Raw genomic sequence first — 21570 nt, 5'->3', positions numbered from 1 at the left:
GGCGGCCGTCAACCCGCTCGCGTCAGCGCGTCCGGGGCCAGCAGGGCGCGGGTGGTCTCATGCGTCGGTGCGGCGAAAACACTTGCCGTACTGCCGGATTCGACCACGCGTCCAGCGTCCAGCACGGTGACGGTGTCGGTGCGTTCGGCGATGAGCGGCAGATCGTGCGCGATGAGCACGAGCGCGAGCCGGTGACTCGCGCGCAGCCCGGCCAGCAGGTCCATGATCGCCGCGCCGGTGCGGTCGTCGAGTGCGGAGGTCACCTCGTCACAGATGAGCACATCCGGCTCGGCGGCCAGCGCCCGCGCGATGGCGACCCGCTGCCGCTGCCCGCCGGACAGTTCGTGCGGATACCGCCGCGCGTAATCCGGTGCGAGCTCCACCTGCCGCAGCAGCTCCGCCACCCGCCGCGCGCGCTCCCCCGCCGCGCAGCGCCGATGCAGCCGCAGCGGCCGCCCCAGCGTCTCCCCCACGCTCCGGCTCGGATTCAAGGCCCCCAGCGGCGACTGCGGCACCAACTGCACCCGCCGCCGCTGCTCCCGGCTCCGCCGCCGCGACTCCCCACGCAACGCCACCCCGTCGAGCGTCACCGTCCCCCGTTCGGGCGGATGCAACCCCACCACCGCCCGCGCCACACTCGTCTTCCCCGACCCCGACGGCCCCACGATCCCCACCGCCCGCCCCGCCCCGACGGCGAGATCGACTCCGTGCAGCACCCGCTGCCCGCTCCCCGCGAAGGAGACCTCCAGGCCCCGCACCACCAGCAGCGACTCGTTGGGCACAGCAGCGACTTCCGCGCTATGCGACGATGCCGCGAGCCGACCGGGATCGCTCGCGGCTGCCTGCGAGCCGACGACACGTCCGCCCACGAGGGCAGTACCGTTCGCATCGCCCGTCCGGCCGCCGACGGCTCCGGCCGCGACACGGTCACCGGGCAGGTTCTCACCCCGCCCCGACACGAACCCGCCGCAGCCCGCCGGGACGCTGTTCGCCGACTCCGGCTCTCCCGCACGGACAGGCGAGTATGCCGACGGCACACTTCCGGCCGAGGTCGCCGCCGTGGGCGCTGCCCCGGTCTGTTCGACCGGTGTGGCGACATCGGCGGCCGTCGTCGAGGCGGCAGGGCCGCGCTCACCCGGACCGGTCGGCAGACCGTTCGACGGCAGGCGATCGGCCGAGTGGTCGGGTGCAGCCGCTCGCCGCGACCGGTCGTCGCCGGCGGCGGCCTCGGATGCGAACGGGCGGGGTGGCTCGGCGGGCGCGGTGACGGTGTGGACCGAGGGATCGCCCGATTCGAGGTGGACTTCGGTATCCGCGATGCGGTCGACCAGGGCGCGGTCGTGGCAGGTGAGGACGATGGCCAGGGCGCGGGTGTGGGCCAGGGTGCGGAGCAGGTCGGCGATGTCGTCGCGGAGTTCGGGGTGCAGGCCCGCGGTGGGTTCGTCGAGCAGGAGGACGTCGGGGCGGCGGGCCAGGGCGCGGGCCAGGGCCACGCGGCGCTGCTGACCGCCGGAGAGGGCGGTGGGGCGGCGGGTGGTGAAGCGGAGGTCGGCGGGGAGGCGGACCTCGGTGAGCAGGTCGGTCACCGTGGACGGGTCGGTGGCGAGTTCGCGGACGAGGGCGCGTACCCGCATGCGCGGGTTGAGGGCGGAGCCGGGATCCTGGCCCACGAAGGCGATGCGGGTGCGGCGAAGCTCGCGCAGGGCAGTGGTGTCCAGGGCGAATACGTCGTGGCCGAGCACCTCCACGGTGCCGTCGGTGCGGGTGGTGCCGGGCGGCAGAATGCCGGTGAGCGCGCGCAGCAGGGTGGTCTTGCCCGCGCCGGAGAGTCCGGTCAGCGCCACGACTCGGCCGGGCTCGGCATCGAGGGACGCGTCGCGCAGCAGCATCCGCCCGTCCGTCGCGGCGACCGCGAGATTGCGCACCCGCACGGCGGGGTGGCCGGGCGGCGTGGTGGGACCGGCGTCGGGCATCAGCGTTTGGTCGCCTCCCTACCGAGTTGGACGGCACGCACGACGCGTGCGAGGCCGGGGCGATCCGCGGGCGCCGCGCCGTCGGCGGGCAGGGTGAGGGTTTGTTCCTCGTGCTCCGGCGTGATCTCGTCGCCGGTCTGGAGCTGCCGCTTGGGTAGCCGTGCGGAGTTCATCGCAGGCTCACCGCCTTTCGTCCTACCTGTGGTGCCAGGGCGGCCGCCGCGAGATTGACGCTCATGGCGAGCACCCCGATAAGCAGACTAGGGGCGATCACCGCCCAAGGGTTGAGGAGGACGCCGGGACCGTTCTCCCGGATCATGAGTGCCCAGTCGGCGGCCGGGGGTTGCGGACCGATCTGGAGGAAGCCCGCGGTCGCCACGATATAGACGGCGGCCACGAACCGCAGCCCGAACAGGGCCAGCAGAATGGCCCGCAAATTGGGCAGCACCTCGCGGAAGACCAGGTGCCACAGGTGCTCACCACCCGCGGCGGCGGCCTCGACGTAGCCGGATGCCGCGATGGGGGCCGCCGCGCCGGTCACCAGCCGCACCGCGTACGGCACCCCCAGCACCACCGCTGCCGTGATGATCGCCACTCTTCCCCCGCCCGGCCATGACAGTGCGATGAGCAACAGCCCGAGCACGGCGGGCAGCAGGATCAGCAGATCGGCCGTCCGGTCCACCACCCGCCCGAACCCCGGCCGCAGCGCGCTCACCGCGCCGAGCCCGGCCGCGACCACGGTGACCAGCACGGCGGCCAGCAATGCGGACACCACCAGCTCCCGTCCCCCCGCCAGCACCCGGCTCCACACATCGCGCCCGAGCAGATCGCCGCCGAGCGGGGCGGCACCGCCGGGTTCGGCGTACGGTCCGGTCACCGGAGTGTCGATGGGATGCGGGGCCAGCCACGGCCCCGCCAGCGCCACCGCCACCAGCACCAGCGCAGGCAGCAACCGCGCGATGAACAGCAGCCGTGCGCGAGGACGGACAGCGGCCGGGCGCGGGCGCATCACCGGACCTCACCCGACCCTCCGGGGAGGACCGAGCCGCCGAGCCGCTTCAGGGTGCCGACCGGCCACGCGCCGCCGGGTGGGACGGGAACCGAGTGCGATCGCGCCCCCGGAGCGGGCCTGCTGCGGACAACGCGCACGCCGCAGCCGACCTCGGCCAGGGGGAGCCGGGCGCGGTCGGCATTCGCGACGCGACCAGTATCCGTCGCGGCGGGCCGGAGTCGAGTCATCGGCGGCCTCCGAGAGCGTCGCGGATCAGGTCGGCGGTGAGCAGCATGAGGGTGATGACGGCACCGGCGAGCGCGGTCACGCCCGCCACCAGGGGTGCGTCGCGGTCGGCGGCGGCGGAGGCGAGGACCGAGCCGACGCCGGGATAATTGAAGACGGCCTCCACCACCACGGCCCCGCCGAGCAGCATGCCGGTCGAGGTGGCCAGTCCGGTGACGATGGCGGGCAGCGCGCCGGGCAGCATGTGGCGCAGCAGGATTCGAGGCGGCGCGAGACCGTCCAGGACGGCGGCCTCCACATGCGGCTCCCGGGCCTCGTCGGCGAGGGCCGCGCGCACGATGCGGATGTTCCAGCCGGTCTGCGGAATGGTCAGCGCCAGCACCGGCAGGATGAGCATGTCCGGGCTGGCCGGGCCGCCGTCCGCACCGGTGATGGTGACGGCGGGCAGCCATCCGACCCAGAGCGAGAGCAGCGCGACCAGCGCCACCGCCACCACGAATTCGGGCAGCGCCAGCATGGCGGTGGCGGTGCCGGAGATGGCGCGGTCGAGCGGACTGCCGGGGCGCAGCGCCGCCCAGCATCCCAGGGCGAGTGCGGCCACGGCGGTGAGCAGCAGCGCCAGCCCGCCGAGCAGCAGGGTGTTCGGGAAGGCCCCCGACACCAGCTCCCGCACCGGCACACCCCGCGCCGACAGACCGAGGTCCCCGGTCGGCAGCCCGCTCAGCCATTCCCAACAGCGTTGCAGCACCGGACGATCCAGCCCCAGCATGACCCGCCGCCGCTCGACGTCCGCGGCGCTCTCGCCCCGTTCGGCGGTAGCCGACGCGGCATCACCGGGCAGCAGGTCGACTGTCACGAACACCAGCACCAGCAGGATCACCAGCAGCAGTGCGCGTTTGGCGAGGAGCAGTGCGACGCGTCCCACCCAGCGCAGCGGTCGTGCATGCGCCGCCGTGCGCGGTAGTTCCCGGTACGCCTTCGAACACAATGAGTTCAGTCGTCCCGCAGTGCGCCGCCACCTGTCGTGCCACACCCGCCGCACGCTGTCGCGCCTCACCCGGTACGGCACACCGTCGCTTCCCTCGTGGCGCTGCGCACCACGTATCACCCTGCGCCGCCACCCGCCTCGCCGCACCGGGCGAGGCAACCCATCGCCGCCCTCGTGGAGCCGACTCCGTTGTTCCGGTAGCGCGCCGTGCTCCGCCGAGGATCCGCAGCCCGGACCAGCCATCGAGGACGAGTCCGCCTCCGGGGTGCGCGGCTGCGCTTGCCCACCCTGCGCCCCTGGCGCAGACTGCCCAAGCGCGTCCGACACCGGCCCAGCCGATGCCGCCGCGTCCGGCACAATCCCGCCCGAAGACACCGACTCCGACACAGTCGCGCCCGCAACCGCCGTCCGGCCCGGCTCGTCCGGGTCGGCGGTGTGGTCGAGGGGTGTCAGCGGGCCAGCCATGCGCCTTCGAGTTGCACCCTTCCGTATCCGGGGAGCTTCGGCAGGCCGCGGACGGCCGAGCCCGCGAGGTCGATGCCGTCGGCCATGCCCCACAGCAGGTATCCGGAGCGGTCGTACTGGATACTCTGGAGCTTGCGCAGCAGGTCCGCGCGCGCCCCGGCGTCGGCGGTCGCCACGGCGGTGCGGTAGGTCTCGTCGAATTCGGTGTCGCGCCAACCGGCTTCGTTCTGCCCGCTGTCGGAGACCATGGTCTTGCTGGCGAAGAACAGGACGGAGTCGTTGGTGCCCCAGTAGGTGGTGTAGAGGTCGCCTTTCAACCAGGTGTCGTCCCAGAACGAGCCCGACTCCTGTTTGACCACTTCCACCTTCACCCCGGCTTCGCGGACCTGGGTGGCGAACAGCGTCGCAGATTCGGCCAGCCCGGCGATGTCCTCGGTGGTGTACAGCGAGTAGGTCTCGGCGGTGTCGAATCCGGCCTCGCGCAGCAGCTTTTTCGCCGCGTCGAGATCTCGGGTCCGCTGCGGGATGTCGCGGGCGTACTCCGGATCACCGGTGCCGAGGATGTCGTTGCCGACGGTGCCGTAGCCCGACAGCACCTGGGCCACCATGGCCTCGCGGTCGACGGCCAACCGCAGCGCCTCCCGCACGCGCGGATCGGCGAAGGGGCTGCCCTCGGCGGTGCGCATGACAATGGGCATGGCCATGTCGTCGGCGCGCCGGACGGTGCGAATATCCGTGCGGCCCGCCACGGTTCGGGCCGCCACCGCGCCCACATTGGACGCCAGGTCGATCTGCCCGGACATGAGCGCCGTGGCCATGGCCTGCGGGCTCTCGAAAATGCTCACCTCGACGGCGTCGAGATGCACCTCGCCGCCGTACCACTGCTCGTTGCGCACCAGCCGGGCATTGCCGCCACGGAACCACTCCAGCACGAACGGCCCGGTGCCCGGTGCGTTCTCGATATCGGTGGTTCCGTCGGGCACCACGAAGGTGGTGAGCCGGGTCAGTTGCGGCAGTTCGGCATTCGGGTAGTCGGAGACGAGCACCACCGTGCCGTCGCCGTCGGCGGTGATATTGCGCGCCTGGATGCCCGGGAGGCGCGAGGCCCCGGCGGGCGTTTCGCGCAGTCGCCGTAGCGAATACACGACATCGGCGGCGGTGACCGGCTTGCCGTCGTGGAATGTCGCGCCGGGCGCGATGGTGAAGCGCCAGGTCTTCAGGTCCGGCGACGCCTGCCATTCGCTGGCCAATCGCGGTGCGGTGATGGTGTTCTCGCCCGGCACGGTGAGGGTGTCGTAGCGCAGGCTGAGAATCAGGTAGTCGCTCTCGTTGGCCTGCGACCCGTGTGGGTCGCGGGTGATGGCCCCGGGCCGCCCCAGCGCTCCCACCCGCAGCGTGCCGCCCCGCCGCGGCGGTCCGGACTCATCGACCGGCGCATCGGTTTCGGTGCCGCCGCAGGCGGCGAGCAGCAGGGCGAGGCCGAGCCCGCCACCGGCCTGGAACAACTGGCGTCTGGACAGATCCACGTCGTCCTCGTTTCGACTGGCGACACAATACGATTAGGTTTGCCTACCCTGTTTGATTGTCGTACACAAGTCGGCCGGGACACAGCCGTTCAGACCGCGATCACCTCGGGCTTGTCCACGGCCCGCCGGTACTGCCCCGGGGCCAGGCCGTATTCGCGCTTGAACGCCTTGGCGAAGGCGAATTCGGACCGGTAGCCGATCCGGCGCGCCACGGCCGCCAGGGGCGTGTCGGTGTCGCGCAGCAGGCATGCGGCGGTGAGCAGACGCCAGCGGGTCAGATATGACAGCGGCGGTTCACCCACGGTGGCGGTGAAGCGGCGGGCCAGCGTGGCACGCGAGACCCCGGCGGCGGCCCCGAGTTCGGGCACCGTCCAGGCGCGGCCCGGGTCGGCGTGCATGGCGCGCAGCGCGGTGGCGACGGCGGGATCGGCGAAAGCGCCCGCCCACCCGGCGGTTCGAGCCTCGGCCTGCTCGTCGAACCAGGCGCGCAGGAAGAACAGCAGCAGGGTGTCCAGCAGTGCCGGAATGGCCGCATCGGTGCCGGGCCGCGGTTCGGCGACCTCGGCGGCCAGGAGATCGACGGCTCCGCGTAGCGCCGGATGGCGGCCGGGGCGGGCGGGCAGATGAACGAACTCGGGCAGGTCGTCGAGTATCGGATGGCTGCGCTGCCGACCGAGTTCGTAAGCGCCGCACAGCAATGCGGTCCGCATACCGGTCCCGGCGATCTCACGCGGCTCGCCGGGTCGCGCCGTCTCGGTGACCGCGCTGTCCAGGCTGTCGACCAGCGTGTGATCGGCCCCGCGCGGCATGAGCAGCACATCGCCCACCCCGAGCGCGATGGGTTCGGCGTCGGGCCGCAGCAGCCAGCACGAGCCCTGGAGGATCACGTGGAAGCCCGCGCCGGGCATGACCGGGTAGTGCCGCCCCCAGGGTGCGTGCCGGATGAACATGCCGGAGGTGGGGTTGCCGGTGCGAATGGCGGCGATTGTCTCGCTGAGAACGTCCACCGGTTCACCATAGCGCTCACCGAGTGAGTGTTATGAACATACATCTGAGCTCAATAACCATGCATATGCTCAATCCGACGCAATACCGTCGGTAACATGACATCGACGAACAGCATCGCGCAGCCCACCATCGCCGTCTACGGGGCCACCGGCCACACCGGCGGATACGTGCTCGCCGAACTCCGCCGCCGCGAACTCACCCCGATCCTGGTCGGCCGCGATGCCGACCGGCTGCGCGCCGCCGCCGCGTCGGCGGGTATCCCCGCCGCCGATATCCGCGTCGCCGCGGTGCGCGATCACGCCGCACTGGTCCGCGCCTTCACCGGGGCCGATACCGTGATCAGCACCCTGCCCGCCTATGTCGAGCTCGGCGAACCGATCCTGGCCGCCGCCATCGACGCGGGCGCGCACTACACCGACACCTCCGGGGAGCAGCTGTTCCTGAAACGCGTCCTGGACGAGTACGGGCCACGCGCCGAAGCCGCCGGTGTCACAGTGGTTTCCGGCATTACCGACAGCAACCTGCCCGGCGATCTGCTGTCCCATCTGACCGCGCGCCGGGTGTCCGGCCCGGCCGAGATCGTGATCAGCCACCTGAGCCGCAGCGGTGGCAATGGTTCCAAGGGCAGCGCGAAAACGATTCTGGCCAGCCGGGATTGGTTCATCTCAGGTGGCTGGCACTACGAGCACGGCGAACTGCGCACCGGCCCCACCGCCCGCCACACCACCATGACCTTCCCCGGCGACAGCGCCCCGACCGAGGTGGCGAAGTTCGCGCAACCGCCGGTGCTGACCGTGCCCCGGCATTCCGAGGTGTCGTACGTGGCCGGTGCGCTCGATATCCGAATCCTCGCTCACCTCAGCGGATTCACCGCCGAGGCGCTGGCCGCAATGCCGGACGAGCCGAGTTCGGACCTGCGATACGACCTGGTGGTGGACGCCTTCGGGGCACGCGGCGAGCGGGTGCGCGGGGTGGTGAGCGGCGTGGACTCCTACCGCGATTCCGCCCTGATGGCGGCAGAGGGGGGCGTGCGGCTGGCCGCCGGAACCGCGAAGCCTGGCGCGCTGGCCCCGGCCGAGGCGTTCGACGCCGAAGAGGTGCTGAACGCGCTGGCACCGCACGGCATTACATGGCGCATAGAGGGCTGGTGAGCGGGCGTCGAGGCGGCAGGGCTCAGCGTGGTGCGCTCAGCTCGGTGGGCTCACGGCGGCGGCCTCAGCGCGGCGGTGCCCAGCGCGGCGGCCTCGGCACGGCGGGCATGGGCCTAGATTGGTGGGCATGAGCGACGACCGACCGCCACTGGCCGCCGAACTGGATCTGCTCCCCCATCCGGAAGGCGGCTGGTATCGGGAAACCTGGCGCAGCCCGGTGGAATTCACGCCACCGGGCTACGGCGGACCGCGCGCCAGCGCCACGGCCATCTACTTCCTGCTGCTGCCCGGCGAGAAGTCCGCCCCGCACACCGTGACCTCGGACGAGCTGTGGCTGTGGCATCGCGGCGGACCGCTGGCGCTGAACATCGACGGCGAGGAGATCATCCTCGGCCCCGATGTCGAGCGGGGCCAGCGACCGCAGGCGATCGTGCCCGGCGGCGTCTCGCAGGCGGCCCGCCCGCTCGGCGACGACTATGTGCTGGTGAGCTGCGTGGTCGCCCCGGGCTTCGACTTCGCGGATTTCCGGCTGGACTAGCCGAATACGTCAGGAATCGATCTCGAGCATCCCCTCGGCCACGGCGTGCTCGATGGTCTTCTCCAGCTTGGGGCAGGAGTCGGGCTTGCCGAAGATCGGCCCGGCTTCGGCCATGCGGCGAAAGACCGGGCAGTGCGCGGCCGGGTCGACCGTCCACTGCACCGTCTTCTGGTGGGTGCTGTGCTTGCGCACCAGTACCTCGGTCCCGCAGGACTGGCAGGCGAGCGGGGTGAAGCCCGCCTCCATGTAGTGCTTCTTGTCCTCGACCGTCTGGGCGCGCACCAGTGCCTGCCGCTCCGGACTGTCCGCGAAATCGGGTGCCTTCGCCCAGTTGGTCATCAGACGTTCGCCTCCTGCGTGGTTGCGGCCGCCTCGGCCTCCCGCTTCTTGCGCAGGTTCTCGGCGACCTCCAGTTCCCATGCCTCGTTGGCCTTGGACGTGTCGACCTCGAATTCGAAGCGCTGCGTCGAGCGCGGGTCGACATCGGCCACGTCCACGTAGAACTGGTCGTACCAGCGGCGCAGCTGGTAGACCGGGCCGTCCTCCTCGGTCAGCAGCGGGTTGTCGATCTTGGACTTGTGCTTCCAGATCTCGACGTCCTGCAGGAAGCCCTCGCTGATCCCGTCGGTCATCTTCTCGGCGAAGCTCTGGGCCTGCTCGTCGGGCAGCCCCTTCGGCTTCTCCAGGGTGACGCCCCACTGGAGTACGAAGGAGTTCTGCGTGACCGGGTAGTGGCAGTTGATGAGAACCGAGTTGACCTCGAAGCCGCTGTAGATGTTCTTCAGCGGGTTGATCATGTACGACGGTCCGAAGTACGACGCCTCCGACTCCAGCAGCACGTCCACACCGGCCTCGGCCGCGGAGCCGATGTCGGGGCGGCCCTTGGTCTTCAGGTACTGGGTGGCGATGTGGCCCTCGAAGACGTTCTTGAAGAAGGTCGGGAAGGCGTAGTGGATATAGAAGAAGTGCGCCATATCCACGACGTTGTCGATGATCTCGCGGCAGTTGGAGCCCTCGATCAGCATGGTGTGCCAGGTCCACGGGGTCCAGGCGTCGCTCATCCGCTCCAGCGGATTGCCCTCGGCGTCGATGAACGCGCCGTCGATGTAGGGAATGGTCACCTCGTCCGGCGGCGGGTTGCCCTCGTGGTCGTGCCAGACGAACAGTTGCCCGTTGCGCTCGAGCGCGGTCCAGGCGCGGGTGCGGGCCAGCGGTGGCACGCGGCGCGCGTAGGGGATCGCCTTGCATTTGCCGTCGCCGCCCCAGCGCCAGTCGTGGAAGGGGCAGGCGACCTCGTCGCCCTTGATCTCGCCCATCGACAGGTCGCCGCCCAGGTGGCGGCAGTACGCGTCCAGTACCTGCAGTTCGCCGCTGCTGTCGGCGAAGATCACCAGTTTGGTTCCGAAGACGTTGACCGAGTGCGGCTTTCCGTCGCGGAAGGTGTCGGCCAGGCCCAGGCAATGCCAGCCCCGGGCATACCGGGTGGGCATGCTGCCCACGTCGATCTCACGGACCTTTCCGCGGGGCCCCTGGGGGGTTGTTGCCATCGTCCATCCTCCTCTGGAAGTACTAGAACACGTTACAAAATAGTCAGGGTTATGCGCCAGCCAGAGATCGATGAGCAGGCGAGAGCCTCATTCGACCACGGGAGTCGCCGTGTTCTCGACACGGAATAGGAACGTGTTCTAGTCTCGAACCCAGACGAATACGTTCCCGATCTACCAGGCAGGAGCAACTGGCGAGATGACGCAAGAAGTAGTGGAGCGGGTCGAGGCGCTGCTGCCCACGTTGCGCGACCGCGCACAGGAGGCGGAGGACCTGCGCCGCCTGCCCGAGGAGTCCGTCAAGGATCTGCAGGAGACCGGGTTCTTCAAGCTGCTGCAACCGCGCCAGTGGGGCGGGCACGCCGCCGACCCGGTCGTCTTCTACGACACCGTGCGCAAGATCGCGAGCGCCTGCGGATCCACCGGCTGGGTGGCGGGCATCATCGGCGTGCACAACTGGCACCTGGCCCTGTTCGACCAGCGGGCGCAGGAAGAGGTCTGGGGCGAGGACACCGACGTCCGCATCTCCTCGTCGTACGCGCCCATGGGTGCGGGCGTGGTGACCGAGGACGGCAGCGGCTACACCGTGAAGGGATCGTGGGCCTGGTCCTCCGGCTCCGATCACGCCGACTGGGTGGTCGTGGGCGGACCGGTGATCAAGAACGGCAAGCCGGTCGATTTCGGCTCGTTCCTCATCCCCCGCACCGAATACCGCATCGACGACGTGTGGAATGTGGTCGGCCTGCGCGGTACCGGATCCAACACGGTCGTGGTCGAGAACGTGTTCGTACCCAAGCACCGCTTCCTCAGTTTCCGTGCCATGAGCGATCTGAAATCTCCTGGCCTGGAGCAGAATACCGATCCGGTGTACAAGATGCCGTGGGGCACCATCCATCCCACCACCATCTCCACCCCGATCGTCGGCATGGCCTACGGCGCGCTGGAGGCGCACGTGGAACATCAGGGCAAGCGGGTGCGCGCGGCCTACGCGGGCGAGAACGCCAAGGACGATCCGTTCGGCAAGGTGCGCATCGCCGAGGCCGCCAGCGATATCGACGCGGCGTGGCGGCAGCTGTCGGGCAATGTGGCCGATGAGTACGCCTACCTCGTCGAGGGTCGCGAAGTCCCCTTCGACCTGCGGGCTCGCGCCCGCCGCGACCAGGTCCGCGCCACCGGTCGCGCCATCTCCTCGATCGACAAACTGTTCGAGGCGTCCGGTGCCACCGCACTGGCGAACGGCACTCCGCTGCAGCGGTTCTGGCGCGACGCGCACGCCGGACGCGTGCACGCCGCCAATGATCCCGAGCGCGCCTACGTCATGTACGGCACCCACGCCTTCGGGCTCCCGATCGCGGATACGATGGTGTAGCCGATGACCGCAGTGGGAGAGATCACCTTCGAATCCACCTCGCGCTACGCGCAGGTGCGGCCGGACCTGAAGCTGCACTACCACGAGGCGGGCGTCGGCAACGGCCCCACCATCGTGCTGCTGCACGGCGGCGGTCCGGGCGCGAGCTCGTGGTCCAACTTCGCCAAGAACATTCCGGTGCTGGCCAAGGACTTTCACGTCCTCGCCGTGGACCAGCCCGGCTTCGGACGCTCCGACAAGCCGGTGGACCACCCGCAGTACTTCGTGCACAGCTCCACCGCGCTGAAGGATCTGCTGGACACCCTGGAGATCACCGAACGCGTGCACCTGCTGGGCAATTCGCTCGGCGGCGGCACGGCCACCCGGTTCGCGCTGGACTTCCCGGACCGGGCGGGCAAGCTGGTGCTCATGGGTCCGGGTGGACTGAGCACCAACCTGTTCGCGCCGGACCCCACCGAGGGCGTGAAGCTGCTGTCCAAGTTCAATGTCGAGCCCACCAAGGAGAACCTGGAGGCGTTCCTGCGGATCATGGTGTTCGACCAGTCGCTCATCACGCCGGAACTCATCGAGGAACGCTTCGCCTCCGCCTCCGCGCCCGAGGCGCTGGCCGCCACCCGCGCCATGGGAAAGTCCTTCGCCGGAGCGGATTTCGCCAAGGGCATGATCTGGCGCGACGCCTACAAGCTGCGGCAACCGGTGCTGATGATCTGGGGTCGTGAGGATCGCGTGAACCCGATCGACGGCGCGCTGGTGGCGCTGAAGATGATCCCGCGGGTGCAGCTGCACGTGTTCGGCGGTTGCGGCCACTGGGCCCAGCTGGAGAAGTTCCACGAATTCAACCGGCTGGCAACCGACTTCCTGCTCGGTGTCAAGGAGAAGTGAGCATGGGAATTCGAGCGCTCGGATATATGCGCATCGAGGCCACCGATATGGCGGCCTGGCGCGACTACGGGCTCAAGGTACTCGGCATGATGGAGGCTCCCGGCCCCGATCCGGATGCCCTCTACCTGCGGATGGACGACTTCCCGGCGCGGCTGGTGATCGTCCCCGGCGACAAGGACCGGCTGCTGGTCTCCGGCTGGGAGGTGGTGGACGCCCCGGCGCTGCAAGCGCTGCGGGAGCGGCTGTCCGAGCACGGGGTGGCGTTCAAGGAGGCCACCAAGGAGGAGCTCGCGGATCGGCGGGTGGAGAACATGATCCGCTTCGAGGACCCCTCCGGCAATGTGCTGGAGGCGTTCCACGGGGCGCAGTACCTGGCGCGGCGGTTCGTGAGCCCGTACGGGCACAAGTTCGTCACCGCCGAGCAGGGGCTCGGGCACGTGGTGCTCACCTGCACCGACGACGCCGCCGCACAGGCGTTCTACCAGGATGTGCTGGGCTTCCGGCTGCGCGACTCCATGCGGCTGCCGCCGCAGATGGTGGGGCGGCCCGCCGACGGCGATCCGGCCTGGCTGCGGTTCTACGGCTGCAATCCGCGCCATCACTCGCTGGCCTTCCTGCCGCTGCCCAACCCCACCGGTATCGTGCACCTCATGGTGGAGGTGGAGAATTCCGACGATGTCGGGCTCTGCCTGGACCGCGCCCTGCGCAAGAAGGTGAAGATGTCGGCCACGCTGGGGCGGCACATCAACGACAAGATGCTGTCGTTCTATATGAAGACGCCCGGCGGGTTCGATATCGAATTCGGCTGTGAGGGTTTGGAAGTCGAAGACGAGTCGTGGATCGCGCGGGAGTCGACGGCGGTCAGCCTGTGGGGTCACGACTTCAGCGTGGGATTCAAGTGAGCGACGGGGCGGAGATGACGACCGAGGAGTACCCGGAGATCGACGGACGCGGGTTCCGGAATGTGCTGGGGCAGTTCTGCACCGGCATCACGATCATCACCACCTTCGACGAGGTCGAGGGAGTGAAGACGCCGATCGGGTTCGCCTGTCAGTCCTTCGCCGCCCTGTCCCTGGAACCGCCGCTGGTGCTGTTCTGTCCCACCAAGGGCTCACGCTCCTGGGCGGCCATCGAACGCAACGGGCGGTTCAGCGTGAGCATCCTCGCCGAGGACCAGCAGGAGGTGTGCGCCCGCTTCGGTTCCCGCGAACCCGACAAGTTCGCCGGAACCCTGTGGCACACCTCGGATCTGGACCTCCCGGTGCTGGACGGCGCATTGGCCACGATCCAGTGCACGGTGGCCGATGTGCGCGACGGCGGCGATCACTTCATCGTGATCGGACGGGTCCTGGCCCTGTCGGAAGCCACGGCTTCCGGCAGGCCGCTGTTGTTCTACCGGGGGCAGTACACGGCCATCGAGCCGGAGAAGACCAAGCCCGCGCCATGGCGCGCCGATTTGGAGCACTTCCTCACCACCACCACGTTGGACACCTGGTTGTAGGAGGGTTCGAAGCAATACGCTGACGTCGACCGGCCCCCGCGAACCCTGTTCGCGGGGGCCGGTTGTCGTTCCGTCAGGCGGCAACCCGGATCTGGCGGCGGTACTGCCCCGGCGGCAGGCCGTATTCGCGCTTGAACGCCTTCCCGAAGGCGAATTCGGAGGTGTACCCGGTGCGGGCGGCGATCTGGCCGACCGGGATGTCGTCTTCGCGCAGCAGCCGGGCGGCGGTGGTGAGCCGCCAGCGGGTGAGGTAGGCGAGCGGCGGTTCGCCGACCATGGTGGCGAAGCGTTTGGCGAAGGCGGCGCGGGAAAGGCCCGCGCGGTCGGCCAGGGATTGCACCGTCCAGGCGGCCCCCGGGTCGGCGTGGATGGCGGCCAGGGCGGGGGCGACCGCCGGGTCACGCAGCGCGGCGGCCCAGCCCACCGATTCCGAAGCGGGCTGGTCTTCGATCCAGGCCCGCAGGATGTACAGCAGCAGGGAATCGATGAGCGCGGGCACGATGCCGTGCGAGCCGATACGTGGATTGTCCAGCTCCGCGCCGAGCAGCTGCACGGCGGCGGTCAACTCCGGATGGTGCCCGTGCCGGGCGGGCAGGTGGATGAACTCCGGCAACTGCCGCAGCAGCGGATGCCGCCGCGACCCGTCCAGGTGGTAGTTGCCGCACAGCAGGCTGGTGAGCGGGCCGTCCCCGCCGATGGACACCGCGCCCACCGGCGGCCGTCCCGAATATTGTTCCGGCCGAGGTTCTTCGGCGGGAGTGTCGGGATGGTCGGCGAGGATGTGTCCCGCGCCGTCGCGCAGGAAGATCACATCGCCGGGCCCGAGCGCCACCGCCTCGGACGACTCGGCCGAGGGAACGATCCAGCACGTCCCGTGCAGCACCACGTGAAATCCCGCGCCCAGCACCTCCGGCAACCGCATCGCCCACGGCGCGCGCCCATCGGTGCGCACCGAGTTGGGCGCACCCGTCCGCATCGACGCCAATGCCTCACTGAGCACGTCCATCCACTCACTCCTTCCCGCGACGACCGCGCGCACGGTCCGGCCACCGCCAAGGGTGGCGGGCCGCGCGCGATCCGCGGCGGTCAGTTCACCGCCAGCACGACCTTGCCCACAGTCTGCCCGGACCCCACCAGCTCGTGGGCGGTGGCCGCCTCCTCGAGCGGGAGCGTGCGCGAGACGTGCGGGCGGATCTTGCCCGCGTCCACCAGTTCCGCGATGGCCTCCAACGCGGCGTAGTCGGGTTCGACCGAGACTCCGGCGAAGCGGCGGCCCGCGGCCTCCACCTGCGCCGCGCGCTCGGGGTTGAAGTGCTCCATGATGCTCACCAGCACGCCGCCCGGCTTCAGCACCCGCAGCGAGCGCTCACCGTCGGCATTGGAGTCGAGGACCACGTCGAGGTCGCGCAGCACCTCGGCGTAGTCGGTGGTGCGGTAGTCGATCACCTCGTCCGCGCCCAGTTCCCGCACGAAGTCGTGTTTGGCGGCGCTGGCCAGTGCGATCACGTGCGCCCCGCGGGCCTTGGCGATCTGTACGGCCAGATGGCCGACACCACCGGCCGCCCGGTGGATCAGCACCCGGTCGCCCGCCGTGATCCCGGCCCTGTCGACCAGGCCCTGCCAGGCGGTGAGCGCGGCCAGCGGCAGGGCGGCGGCCTCGACGTGGCTGAGGGACTTGGGCTTACGCGCCACCTGACGCGAGGGCGTGGCCACGTATTCCGCGTAGCCGGTGGCGGCGCGCGGGAAGAACGGCATGCCGTAGACCTCCTCCCCGACCGCGTACCGCGCACCCGGGGCGACGGCCTCGACCACGCCGGAGATATCCCAGCCGACGCCGAAGGGCGGCTCGCCCAGCAGCGGGATGGCGCCCGCCCGCACCGCCACGTCGACCGGGTTCACCGAGCTGGCGTGCACCCGCACCAGCACTTCACCCGACAGCAGTTCCGGCCGTTCGATCTCCGCGACCTCGAGCACCTCGGGCCCGCCGACCGACTTCTGAATCACCGCTCGCATTGTCACTCCCACTGTTGTTCCGTTCGATCCGATACGGCAACACTACGAATGATCATGAAGACGATGTATGGCTCAGAATCTCGAAATTTGGTCTCACAGTCTTTCAGCAGAGACGGACCGGACGGTAGCCGAGACCATAGGCCCCGGACATCGCGGCCTCAGAGAAGGGTTACTGTTCGCGCGTAGCGTTCGAGGCCATGGCCGACATGGAGCGCATCACATCCGATCCCGACATCTGCCGGGGGCTGCCCACGGTCCGGGGGCTGCGGTATCCGGTGGCGCTGCTGGCGGATCTCCTCGGGGCGGGTGTGAGCGTCGAGGAGATCCTTGCCGACAGTCCCATGCTCGAGCGCGAGGATCTACTCGCGGTGTGGCGGTACGCGGCCGGTGCAGAGAACCGGGCCGCGACCTGTGGGTCGCGGCCCGGCATGCCCCCGAGTTCAGTTGTCCCTCCGAGCTCAGCGGCAGTCTCAGGGTAGTCATCCGGCGCGGGTGAGCGGCGTCGCCGCCTTCCCGTCGGCGGGGAGGCTCGGGTTCAGGCGCTGGCCGAACGCTCCCGCTGCAACTCCAGGGCGATGTCGATGAGCTGATCCTCCTGACCGCCGACCAGCTTGCGCTGACCCGCACGCACCAGCATCTCCGCGGCGGAGACGCCGTACCGCTCGGCCTGCCGCTCCGCATGCCGCAGGAACGACGAGTAGACGCCCGCGTACCCCATCATGAGCGCCTGACGGTCGAGCAGGCATTCCGCGGGCATGGCCGGGCGGACCACATCCTCGGCCGCATCGGTGACGGCGAAGAAGTCGACGCCGGTCTTGATGCCGAGCTTGTCGCAGACGCCGATGAACGCCTCGACGGGCAGATTGCCCGCGCCCGCACCGAAACGCCGTGCGGAACCGTCGATCTGGGTGGCGCCCGCGCGCACCGCGTACACCGAGTTCGCCACGGCCAGGCCCAGGTTCTCGTGACCGTGGAAGCCGACCTGCGCGTCGTCACCGAGTTCGGCGACCAGCGCCGCCACCCGGTCGGTGACCTGCTCCAGCACCAGCGCGCCGGCGGAGTCCACCACGTATACGCACTGGCAGCCCGCGTCGGCCATGATGCGGCCCTGTTTGGCCAGCATCTCCGGGGTGGTGCTGTGCGCCATCATGAGGAAGCCGACGGTCTCCAGCCCGAGTTCCCGTGCCAGCCCGAAGTGTTGGATCGACACGTCGGCCTCGGTGCAGTGGGTGGCGATGCGGCAGATGCTCGCGCCGTTGTCCTGCGAGATCTTGATGTCTTCCTTGACGCCGACGCCCGGCAGCATGAGGAAGGCGATCTTGGCGCGCTTGGCGGTCTCCGCAGCGGCCTTGATCAGTTCCTGCTCCGGGGTTTTGGAGAACCCGTAGTTGAACGAGGAACCGCCCAGGCCGTCGCCGTGCGTGACCTCGATGACCGGCACCCCGGAGGCATCGAGGGCGGCAACGATATCGCGCACCTCGGTGACGGTGAACTGGTGGCGCTTGTGATGTGAGCCGTCCCGCAGCGAGGTGTCGGTGACGCGCACATCGAGTTCGCCCGAATAGGGCTTGAACACGTTGTCCATGATGAAATCTCCTTACACCCGAGCCGAGAGGATCTGATCGGCCACGACCTCGCCCACCCGGGTGGCGGCGGCGGTCATGATGTCGAGGTTGCCCGCGTACGGCGGCAGGAAGTCGCCCGCACCCTCCACCTCCACGAAGATCGAAACCTTCGCCATGCCACCGGAAACCAGCGACGGCTCGTCGAATTGCGGTTCGTTGAGCAGCCGGTAGCCGGGCACGTACTCCTGGATGGACTTCTCCATGGCGCGGATGGATTCGGCGATGGCGTCGCGGTCGGCGTCCTCGGGAATCGCGCAGAAAATGGTGTCGCGCATGATCATCGGCGGTTCGGCCGGATTCAGGATGATGATGGCCTTGCCGCGCTTGGCCCCGCCGATGGTCTCCACACCCTTGGAGGTGGTCTTGGTGAACTCGTCGATATTGGCGCGGGTGCCGGGACCGGCCGACACCGAGGACACCGACGCCACGATCTCGGCGTACTCCACCGGCACCACCCGGGACACGGCCGCCACCATGGGAATGGTGGCCTGCCCGCCGCAGGTGATCATATTGACGTTCGGGGCCTCGACCAGCGAATCCAGGTTGACCGGGGGAATCACGGCCGGGCCGACGGCGGCGGGGGTGAGGTCGATGGCGCGGATACCGGCCGCCTCGTACTTCGGTGCGTACGCGCGATGCACGTAGGCCGAGGTGGCCTCGAAGAGCAGATCGGGCTTGTCGGGCAGGGCGAGCAGCCAGTCCGCGCCCTCGGCCGAGGTCTCCAGGCCCAGTCCGCGTGCCCGCTTCAGGCCCTCGGAGTCCGGGTCGATGCCGATCATCCAGCGCGGCTCTACCTTCTCCGACCGCAGCAGTTTGTACAGCAGATCGGTGCTGATATTGCCGGATCCGACGATCGCGGCGGTGACCTTGTTCGCAGTCACGGCAGTTCTCCTACTCGGTGTCTTCTCAGCGGAAACGTCTTCTCAGCTGAAACGCAGACGGACGGAACCGAGTCCGGCGAACTCGGCGGTGAAGTCGTCACCCGGACGGGCGTCGATGGCGCGGGTGCAGGAACCGGGCAGCACGATGTCCCCCTTCTTCAAACGCACCCCGAACGAGGCGACCTTGCGCGCCAGCCACGCCACCGCGATGGTCGGATCGCCGAGCACGGCGTCGCTGCGTCCCTCCGCCACCACCTCACCATTGCGGGTGAGCACGGCGTCGATCTTCTTGATATCCAACTGATCCGGGGCGACCCGCTGCGGACCCAGCACCCAGCCCGCCGAGGAGGCGTTGTCGGCGATGGTGTCGCACAGGCCGATCTTCCACTCCTTGATGCGGGTGTCGATCAGTTCGATGGCGGGTGCGTAGGCGACGGTCGCCGCCAGCACGTCGGCTTCGGTGCAGTCCTCGCCCGGCAGATCCGCGCCCAGCACGAATCCCACCTCGACCTCCACCCGCGGGTACAGGTATTTCGAGGTGTCCACCGGAATGTCCTCGAACACTTCCATTTCCGCGAGCAGGTGGCCGTAGTCGGGTTCGTCCACGCCCATCATCTGCTGCATGGCCTTGGAGGAGAGCCCGACCTTGTGACCGATCACACGTGCGCCGCCGCCGACCCGCTGCCGGATATTGATGAGCTGGATCTCGTACGCGTCGACGACGTCGATGTCCGCATACCGCGCCACCAGCGGATCGAGCGGCACTCGATCCCGTTCGGCGACCGCGAGCTCTTCTGCCAGTTCCTTCCGTACCGCGTCGGACAGCACGCTTGTTTCCTTCCATCGAGGGTCAGGCCGTTGACCCGGGCCGTACCGAGCATAGGAACTGAAACGAGTTTCGTATCGGGGTTTCGCCCCGAGAGTCCCAGCTGCCAGACCAAGATAGACCAAACCTGGTTTGATTCTATAACGTGTTCTACATGAACGATCCGGTTAGTAGCGAGCACAGCTACGACGTGGTGGTGGTCGGCAGCGGAGCCGCCGGAATGACCGCCGCGCTCACCGCCGCCCACCACGGGCTGCGTGCGGTGCTCATCGAGAAGGCACCCCACTACGGCGGATCCACCGCGCGCTCGGGTGGAGGCGTGTGGATTCCCGGCAACAAGGCGCTGAAAGCCGCCGGACGGCCCGACGACCGCGAGGAAGCCCGCACCTACCTGCACAGCATCATCGGCGACGTGGTGCCCGCGGACCGGATCGACACCTACATCGACCGCGGCGCGGAAGCCTTCGACTTCGTGCTCGACCACACCCCGCTGAAGATGAAGTGGGTGCCCGGCTACTCCGACTACTACCCGGAGGCACCCGGCGGCCGAGGCGAGGGCCGCTCCTGCGAACCCGCGCCGTTCAATGCCAAGATCCTCGGCGAGGAGCGCTTCAAACTGGAGCCGCCCTACGCCAAGGCTCCGCTCAATGTCGTGGTCATGCAGGCCGACTTCGTGCGGCTGAACCTCATCCGCCGCCACCCCAAGGGCATCATGCGCGCCATGCGGGTCGGCGCGCGCACCTATCTCGCCAAATGGACCGGCAAGCACATCCTCGGCATGGGGCAGGCGATCATCGCCGCCATGCGCAAGGGGCTCATGGACGCGAACGTGCCGGTGCTGCTCGAGACCCCGATGACCAAGCTCGTCGTGGAGGACGGCCGGGTCGTCGGCGTGGAGGCGCTGCGCGACGGCAAGCCCGTCGTCTTCCGCGCCCGCTACGGCGTGGTGCTGGGCAGCGGCGGCTTCGAGCACAACGCCGAGATGCGCACCAAGTACCAGCGCCAGCCCATCGGCACCGAATGGACCACCGGCGCGGCGGCCAACACCGGCGACGGCATCATCGCCGGGATGGAGGCCGGGGGCGCGGTGGACTTCATGGAGGACGCCTGGTGGGGGCCGACCATCTTCAAGGGCGGCAAGCCGTGGTTCGCACTGGCCGAACGGAATCTGCCCGGCACCATCATGGTCAACGCCGACGGCAAGCGATTCGGAAATGAGTCCGCTCCTTACGTCGAGGCCGTGCACACCATGTACGGCGGCGAATACGGGCAGGGTGACGGTCCGGGCGAGAACATTCCCGCCTGGCTGGTCTTCGACCAGCGCTACCGCAACCGCTACATCTTCGCCGGATTGCAGCCTGGTCAGCGGATTCCGTCCCGCTGGATGGAAAACGACAACATCGTCAAGGCCGACACCCTCGCGGAACTGGCCGCCAGGATCGGGGTGCCCGCGGCGAATCTGACCGCCACCGTGGAACGGTTCAACTCGTTCGCCGACACCGGGGTGGACGAGGACTTCGGGCGCGGCAAGAGCCACTACGACCGGTACTACGGTGACCCCACCGTGAAGCCGAACCCGTGCCTGGCGGCACTGGCGCAGGGGCCGTTCTACGCGGCCAAGATGGTGCCCGGCGACCTCGGCACCAAGGGCGGACTCGTCGCCGACACCGCCGGACGCGTGCTGCGCGAGGACGGCACCGTGATCGAGGGCCTCTACGCCTCCGGCAACACCGCGACCCCCGCCATGGGCCACACCTACGCCGGGCCCGGCGCGACCATCGGCCCGGCCATCACCTTCGCCTACCTGGCCGTCCTCGATATCGCCGCCAAGGCGAAGCAGGGTGAGGCCGCCGCCGAAGCGTCCTGAACCGTCCCAACCCGGTTCAGGATCGGGTTGGGCGCGTCCGGGTCACAGCGAGCGCGCCCAACCCACCCCCGCCCACCGGTGCCCTGCACACCACGGGCGGTACAACCGAATACGCGATACATCCGAATACACGGCGGTCGCCCGCCGGGGGCATACCGGCCCGACGGGCGACCGCC

Annotated in this window: 21 protein-coding genes; 8 read left to right on the top strand and 13 right to left on the bottom strand. The window is 69.4% G+C overall.

Translation table 11 applies throughout. From position 1 onward, the window contains the following. Positions 1-8: 8 nt before the first annotated feature. The 6 genes from ON31_RS34410 to ON31_RS03250 all read right to left on the bottom strand — a co-directional run bounded on the left by ON31_RS34410 (position 9) and on the right by ON31_RS03250 (position 7196). Entirely contained in the window at positions 9-1973 is a 1965-nt protein-coding gene (locus ON31_RS34410) for an ABC transporter ATP-binding protein (protein WP_051036748.1), read from the bottom strand. Beyond that, the gene (locus tag ON31_RS36450) at positions 1973-2146 is read right to left on the bottom strand and encodes a hypothetical protein (protein ID WP_157533574.1); all 174 of its coding nucleotides are present in this window, start codon (positions 2144-2146) and stop codon (positions 1973-1975) included. The genes ON31_RS34410 and ON31_RS36450 overlap by 1 nt, the downstream gene beginning before the upstream one ends. After that, complete coding sequence (locus tag ON31_RS03265; protein ID WP_051036747.1) at positions 2143-2982, bottom strand: ABC transporter permease; 840 nt, start codon at positions 2980-2982, stop codon at positions 2143-2145. Before ON31_RS03265 ends, ON31_RS36450 begins: the two co-directional genes overlap by 4 nt. Before the next feature lie 226 nt (positions 2983-3208). Then, on the bottom strand, positions 3209-4135 hold the full coding sequence (locus ON31_RS03260) for an ABC transporter permease (protein ID WP_039809055.1): 927 nt from the start codon (positions 4133-4135) through the stop codon (positions 3209-3211). Positions 4136-4647: 512 nt separating this feature from the next. Then, positions 4648-6189 carry an ABC transporter substrate-binding protein gene (locus ON31_RS03255; RefSeq protein WP_039809054.1) on the bottom strand — a complete coding sequence of 514 codons (1542 nt, stop codon included), beginning with the start codon at positions 6187-6189 and terminating at the stop codon, positions 4648-4650. 89 nt (positions 6190-6278) lie between these two features. Then, entirely contained in the window at positions 6279-7196 is a 918-nt protein-coding gene (locus ON31_RS03250) for an AraC family transcriptional regulator (RefSeq protein WP_039809052.1), read from the bottom strand. Positions 7197-7292: 96 nt separating this feature from the next. Here ON31_RS03250 and ON31_RS03245 point away from each other — a divergent pair, with 96 nt between their 5' ends. Together ON31_RS03245 and ON31_RS03240 are read left to right on the top strand one after the other, a co-directional pair. Continuing rightward, the gene (locus ON31_RS03245; protein ID WP_039809050.1) at positions 7293-8348 is read left to right on the top strand and encodes a saccharopine dehydrogenase NADP-binding domain-containing protein; all 1056 of its coding nucleotides are present in this window, start codon (positions 7293-7295) and stop codon (positions 8346-8348) included. A gap of 127 nt (positions 8349-8475) precedes the next feature. After that, entirely contained in the window at positions 8476-8886 is a 411-nt protein-coding gene (locus ON31_RS03240; RefSeq protein WP_029925341.1) for a cupin domain-containing protein, read from the top strand. Between the two features lie 9 nt (positions 8887-8895). Here ON31_RS03240 and ON31_RS03235 read toward each other — a convergent pair whose 3' ends face one another. Beyond that, the gene (locus ON31_RS03235; RefSeq protein WP_039809048.1) at positions 8896-9225 is read right to left on the bottom strand and encodes a hypothetical protein; all 330 of its coding nucleotides are present in this window, start codon (positions 9223-9225) and stop codon (positions 8896-8898) included. Next, on the bottom strand, positions 9225-10433 hold the full coding sequence (locus tag ON31_RS03230; RefSeq protein ID WP_039809046.1) for a 3-ketosteroid-9-alpha-monooxygenase, oxygenase component: 1209 nt from the start codon (positions 10431-10433) through the stop codon (positions 9225-9227). Before ON31_RS03230 ends, ON31_RS03235 begins: the two co-directional genes overlap by 1 nt. Positions 10434-10629: 196 nt before the next feature. Here ON31_RS03230 and hsaA point away from each other — a divergent pair, with 196 nt between their 5' ends. From hsaA to hsaB, 4 genes are read left to right on the top strand one after another with little or no spacing between them, the layout of a single operon-like run. Continuing rightward, complete coding sequence (hsaA, locus tag ON31_RS03225) at positions 10630-11799, top strand: 3-hydroxy-9,10-secoandrosta-1,3,5(10)-triene-9,17-dione monooxygenase oxygenase subunit (protein ID WP_039809044.1); 1170 nt, start codon at positions 10630-10632, stop codon at positions 11797-11799. Positions 11800-11802: 3 nt separating this feature from the next. Further along, complete coding sequence (hsaD, locus tag ON31_RS03220) at positions 11803-12681, top strand: 4,5:9,10-diseco-3-hydroxy-5,9,17-trioxoandrosta-1(10),2-diene-4-oate hydrolase (RefSeq protein ID WP_039809042.1); 879 nt, start codon at positions 11803-11805, stop codon at positions 12679-12681. A gap of 2 nt (positions 12682-12683) precedes the next feature. Continuing rightward, entirely contained in the window at positions 12684-13583 is a 900-nt protein-coding gene (gene hsaC, locus ON31_RS03215; protein ID WP_039809041.1) for an iron-dependent extradiol dioxygenase HsaC, read from the top strand. Positions 13584-13597: 14 nt separating this feature from the next. Further along, complete coding sequence (hsaB, locus tag ON31_RS03210) at positions 13598-14182, top strand: 3-hydroxy-9,10-secoandrosta-1,3,5(10)-triene-9,17-dione monooxygenase reductase subunit (protein WP_039809157.1); 585 nt, start codon at positions 13598-13600, stop codon at positions 14180-14182. A gap of 73 nt (positions 14183-14255) precedes the next feature. Here the strand turns inward: hsaB and ON31_RS03205 are convergent, their stop codons facing one another. Together ON31_RS03205 and ON31_RS03200 are read right to left on the bottom strand one after the other, a co-directional pair. Next, positions 14256-15188 carry an AraC family transcriptional regulator gene (locus ON31_RS03205; RefSeq protein WP_039809039.1) on the bottom strand — a complete coding sequence of 311 codons (933 nt, stop codon included), beginning with the start codon at positions 15186-15188 and terminating at the stop codon, positions 14256-14258. A gap of 80 nt (positions 15189-15268) precedes the next feature. After that, the gene (locus tag ON31_RS03200) at positions 15269-16195 is read right to left on the bottom strand and encodes an NADP-dependent oxidoreductase (RefSeq protein ID WP_039809037.1); all 927 of its coding nucleotides are present in this window, start codon (positions 16193-16195) and stop codon (positions 15269-15271) included. Positions 16196-16392: 197 nt separating this feature from the next. Between ON31_RS03200 and ON31_RS03195 the strand changes: the two genes are divergently transcribed. Further along, the gene (locus ON31_RS03195) at positions 16393-16674 is read left to right on the top strand and encodes a DUF433 domain-containing protein (RefSeq protein ID WP_039809035.1); all 282 of its coding nucleotides are present in this window, start codon (positions 16393-16395) and stop codon (positions 16672-16674) included. A 56-nt stretch (positions 16675-16730) separates the two neighbouring features. Here ON31_RS03195 and dmpG read toward each other — a convergent pair whose 3' ends face one another. The 3 genes from dmpG to ON31_RS03180 are packed head-to-tail and all read right to left on the bottom strand — an operon-like array spanning position 16731 to position 19529. Next, a complete protein-coding gene (dmpG, locus tag ON31_RS03190) occupies positions 16731-17780 on the bottom strand; it encodes a 4-hydroxy-2-oxovalerate aldolase (protein ID WP_039809034.1) in 1050 nt (349 codons plus the stop codon). Positions 17781-17792: 12 nt separating this feature from the next. Next, positions 17793-18701 (bottom strand): acetaldehyde dehydrogenase (acetylating), encoded by a 909-nt coding sequence (locus ON31_RS03185; protein ID WP_039809032.1) that lies wholly within the window; start codon positions 18699-18701, stop codon positions 17793-17795. A gap of 42 nt (positions 18702-18743) precedes the next feature. After that, entirely contained in the window at positions 18744-19529 is a 786-nt protein-coding gene (locus ON31_RS03180; RefSeq protein WP_039809030.1) for a 2-keto-4-pentenoate hydratase, read from the bottom strand. A 143-nt stretch (positions 19530-19672) separates the two neighbouring features. Between ON31_RS03180 and kstD the strand changes: the two genes are divergently transcribed. After that, positions 19673-21394 carry a 3-oxosteroid 1-dehydrogenase gene (kstD, locus tag ON31_RS03175; RefSeq protein WP_039809028.1) on the top strand — a complete coding sequence of 574 codons (1722 nt, stop codon included), beginning with the start codon at positions 19673-19675 and terminating at the stop codon, positions 21392-21394. The last annotated feature ends 176 nt before the right edge of the window (positions 21395-21570 follow it).

Source organism: Nocardia otitidiscaviarum NBRC 14405 (assembly GCF_000308635.1).
GTDB lineage: Bacteria > Actinomycetota > Actinomycetes > Mycobacteriales > Mycobacteriaceae > Nocardia > Nocardia otitidiscaviarum.
Note: the sequence above shows the minus strand (reverse complement) of the source record. Positions and strands in the feature narration are given on the sequence as shown.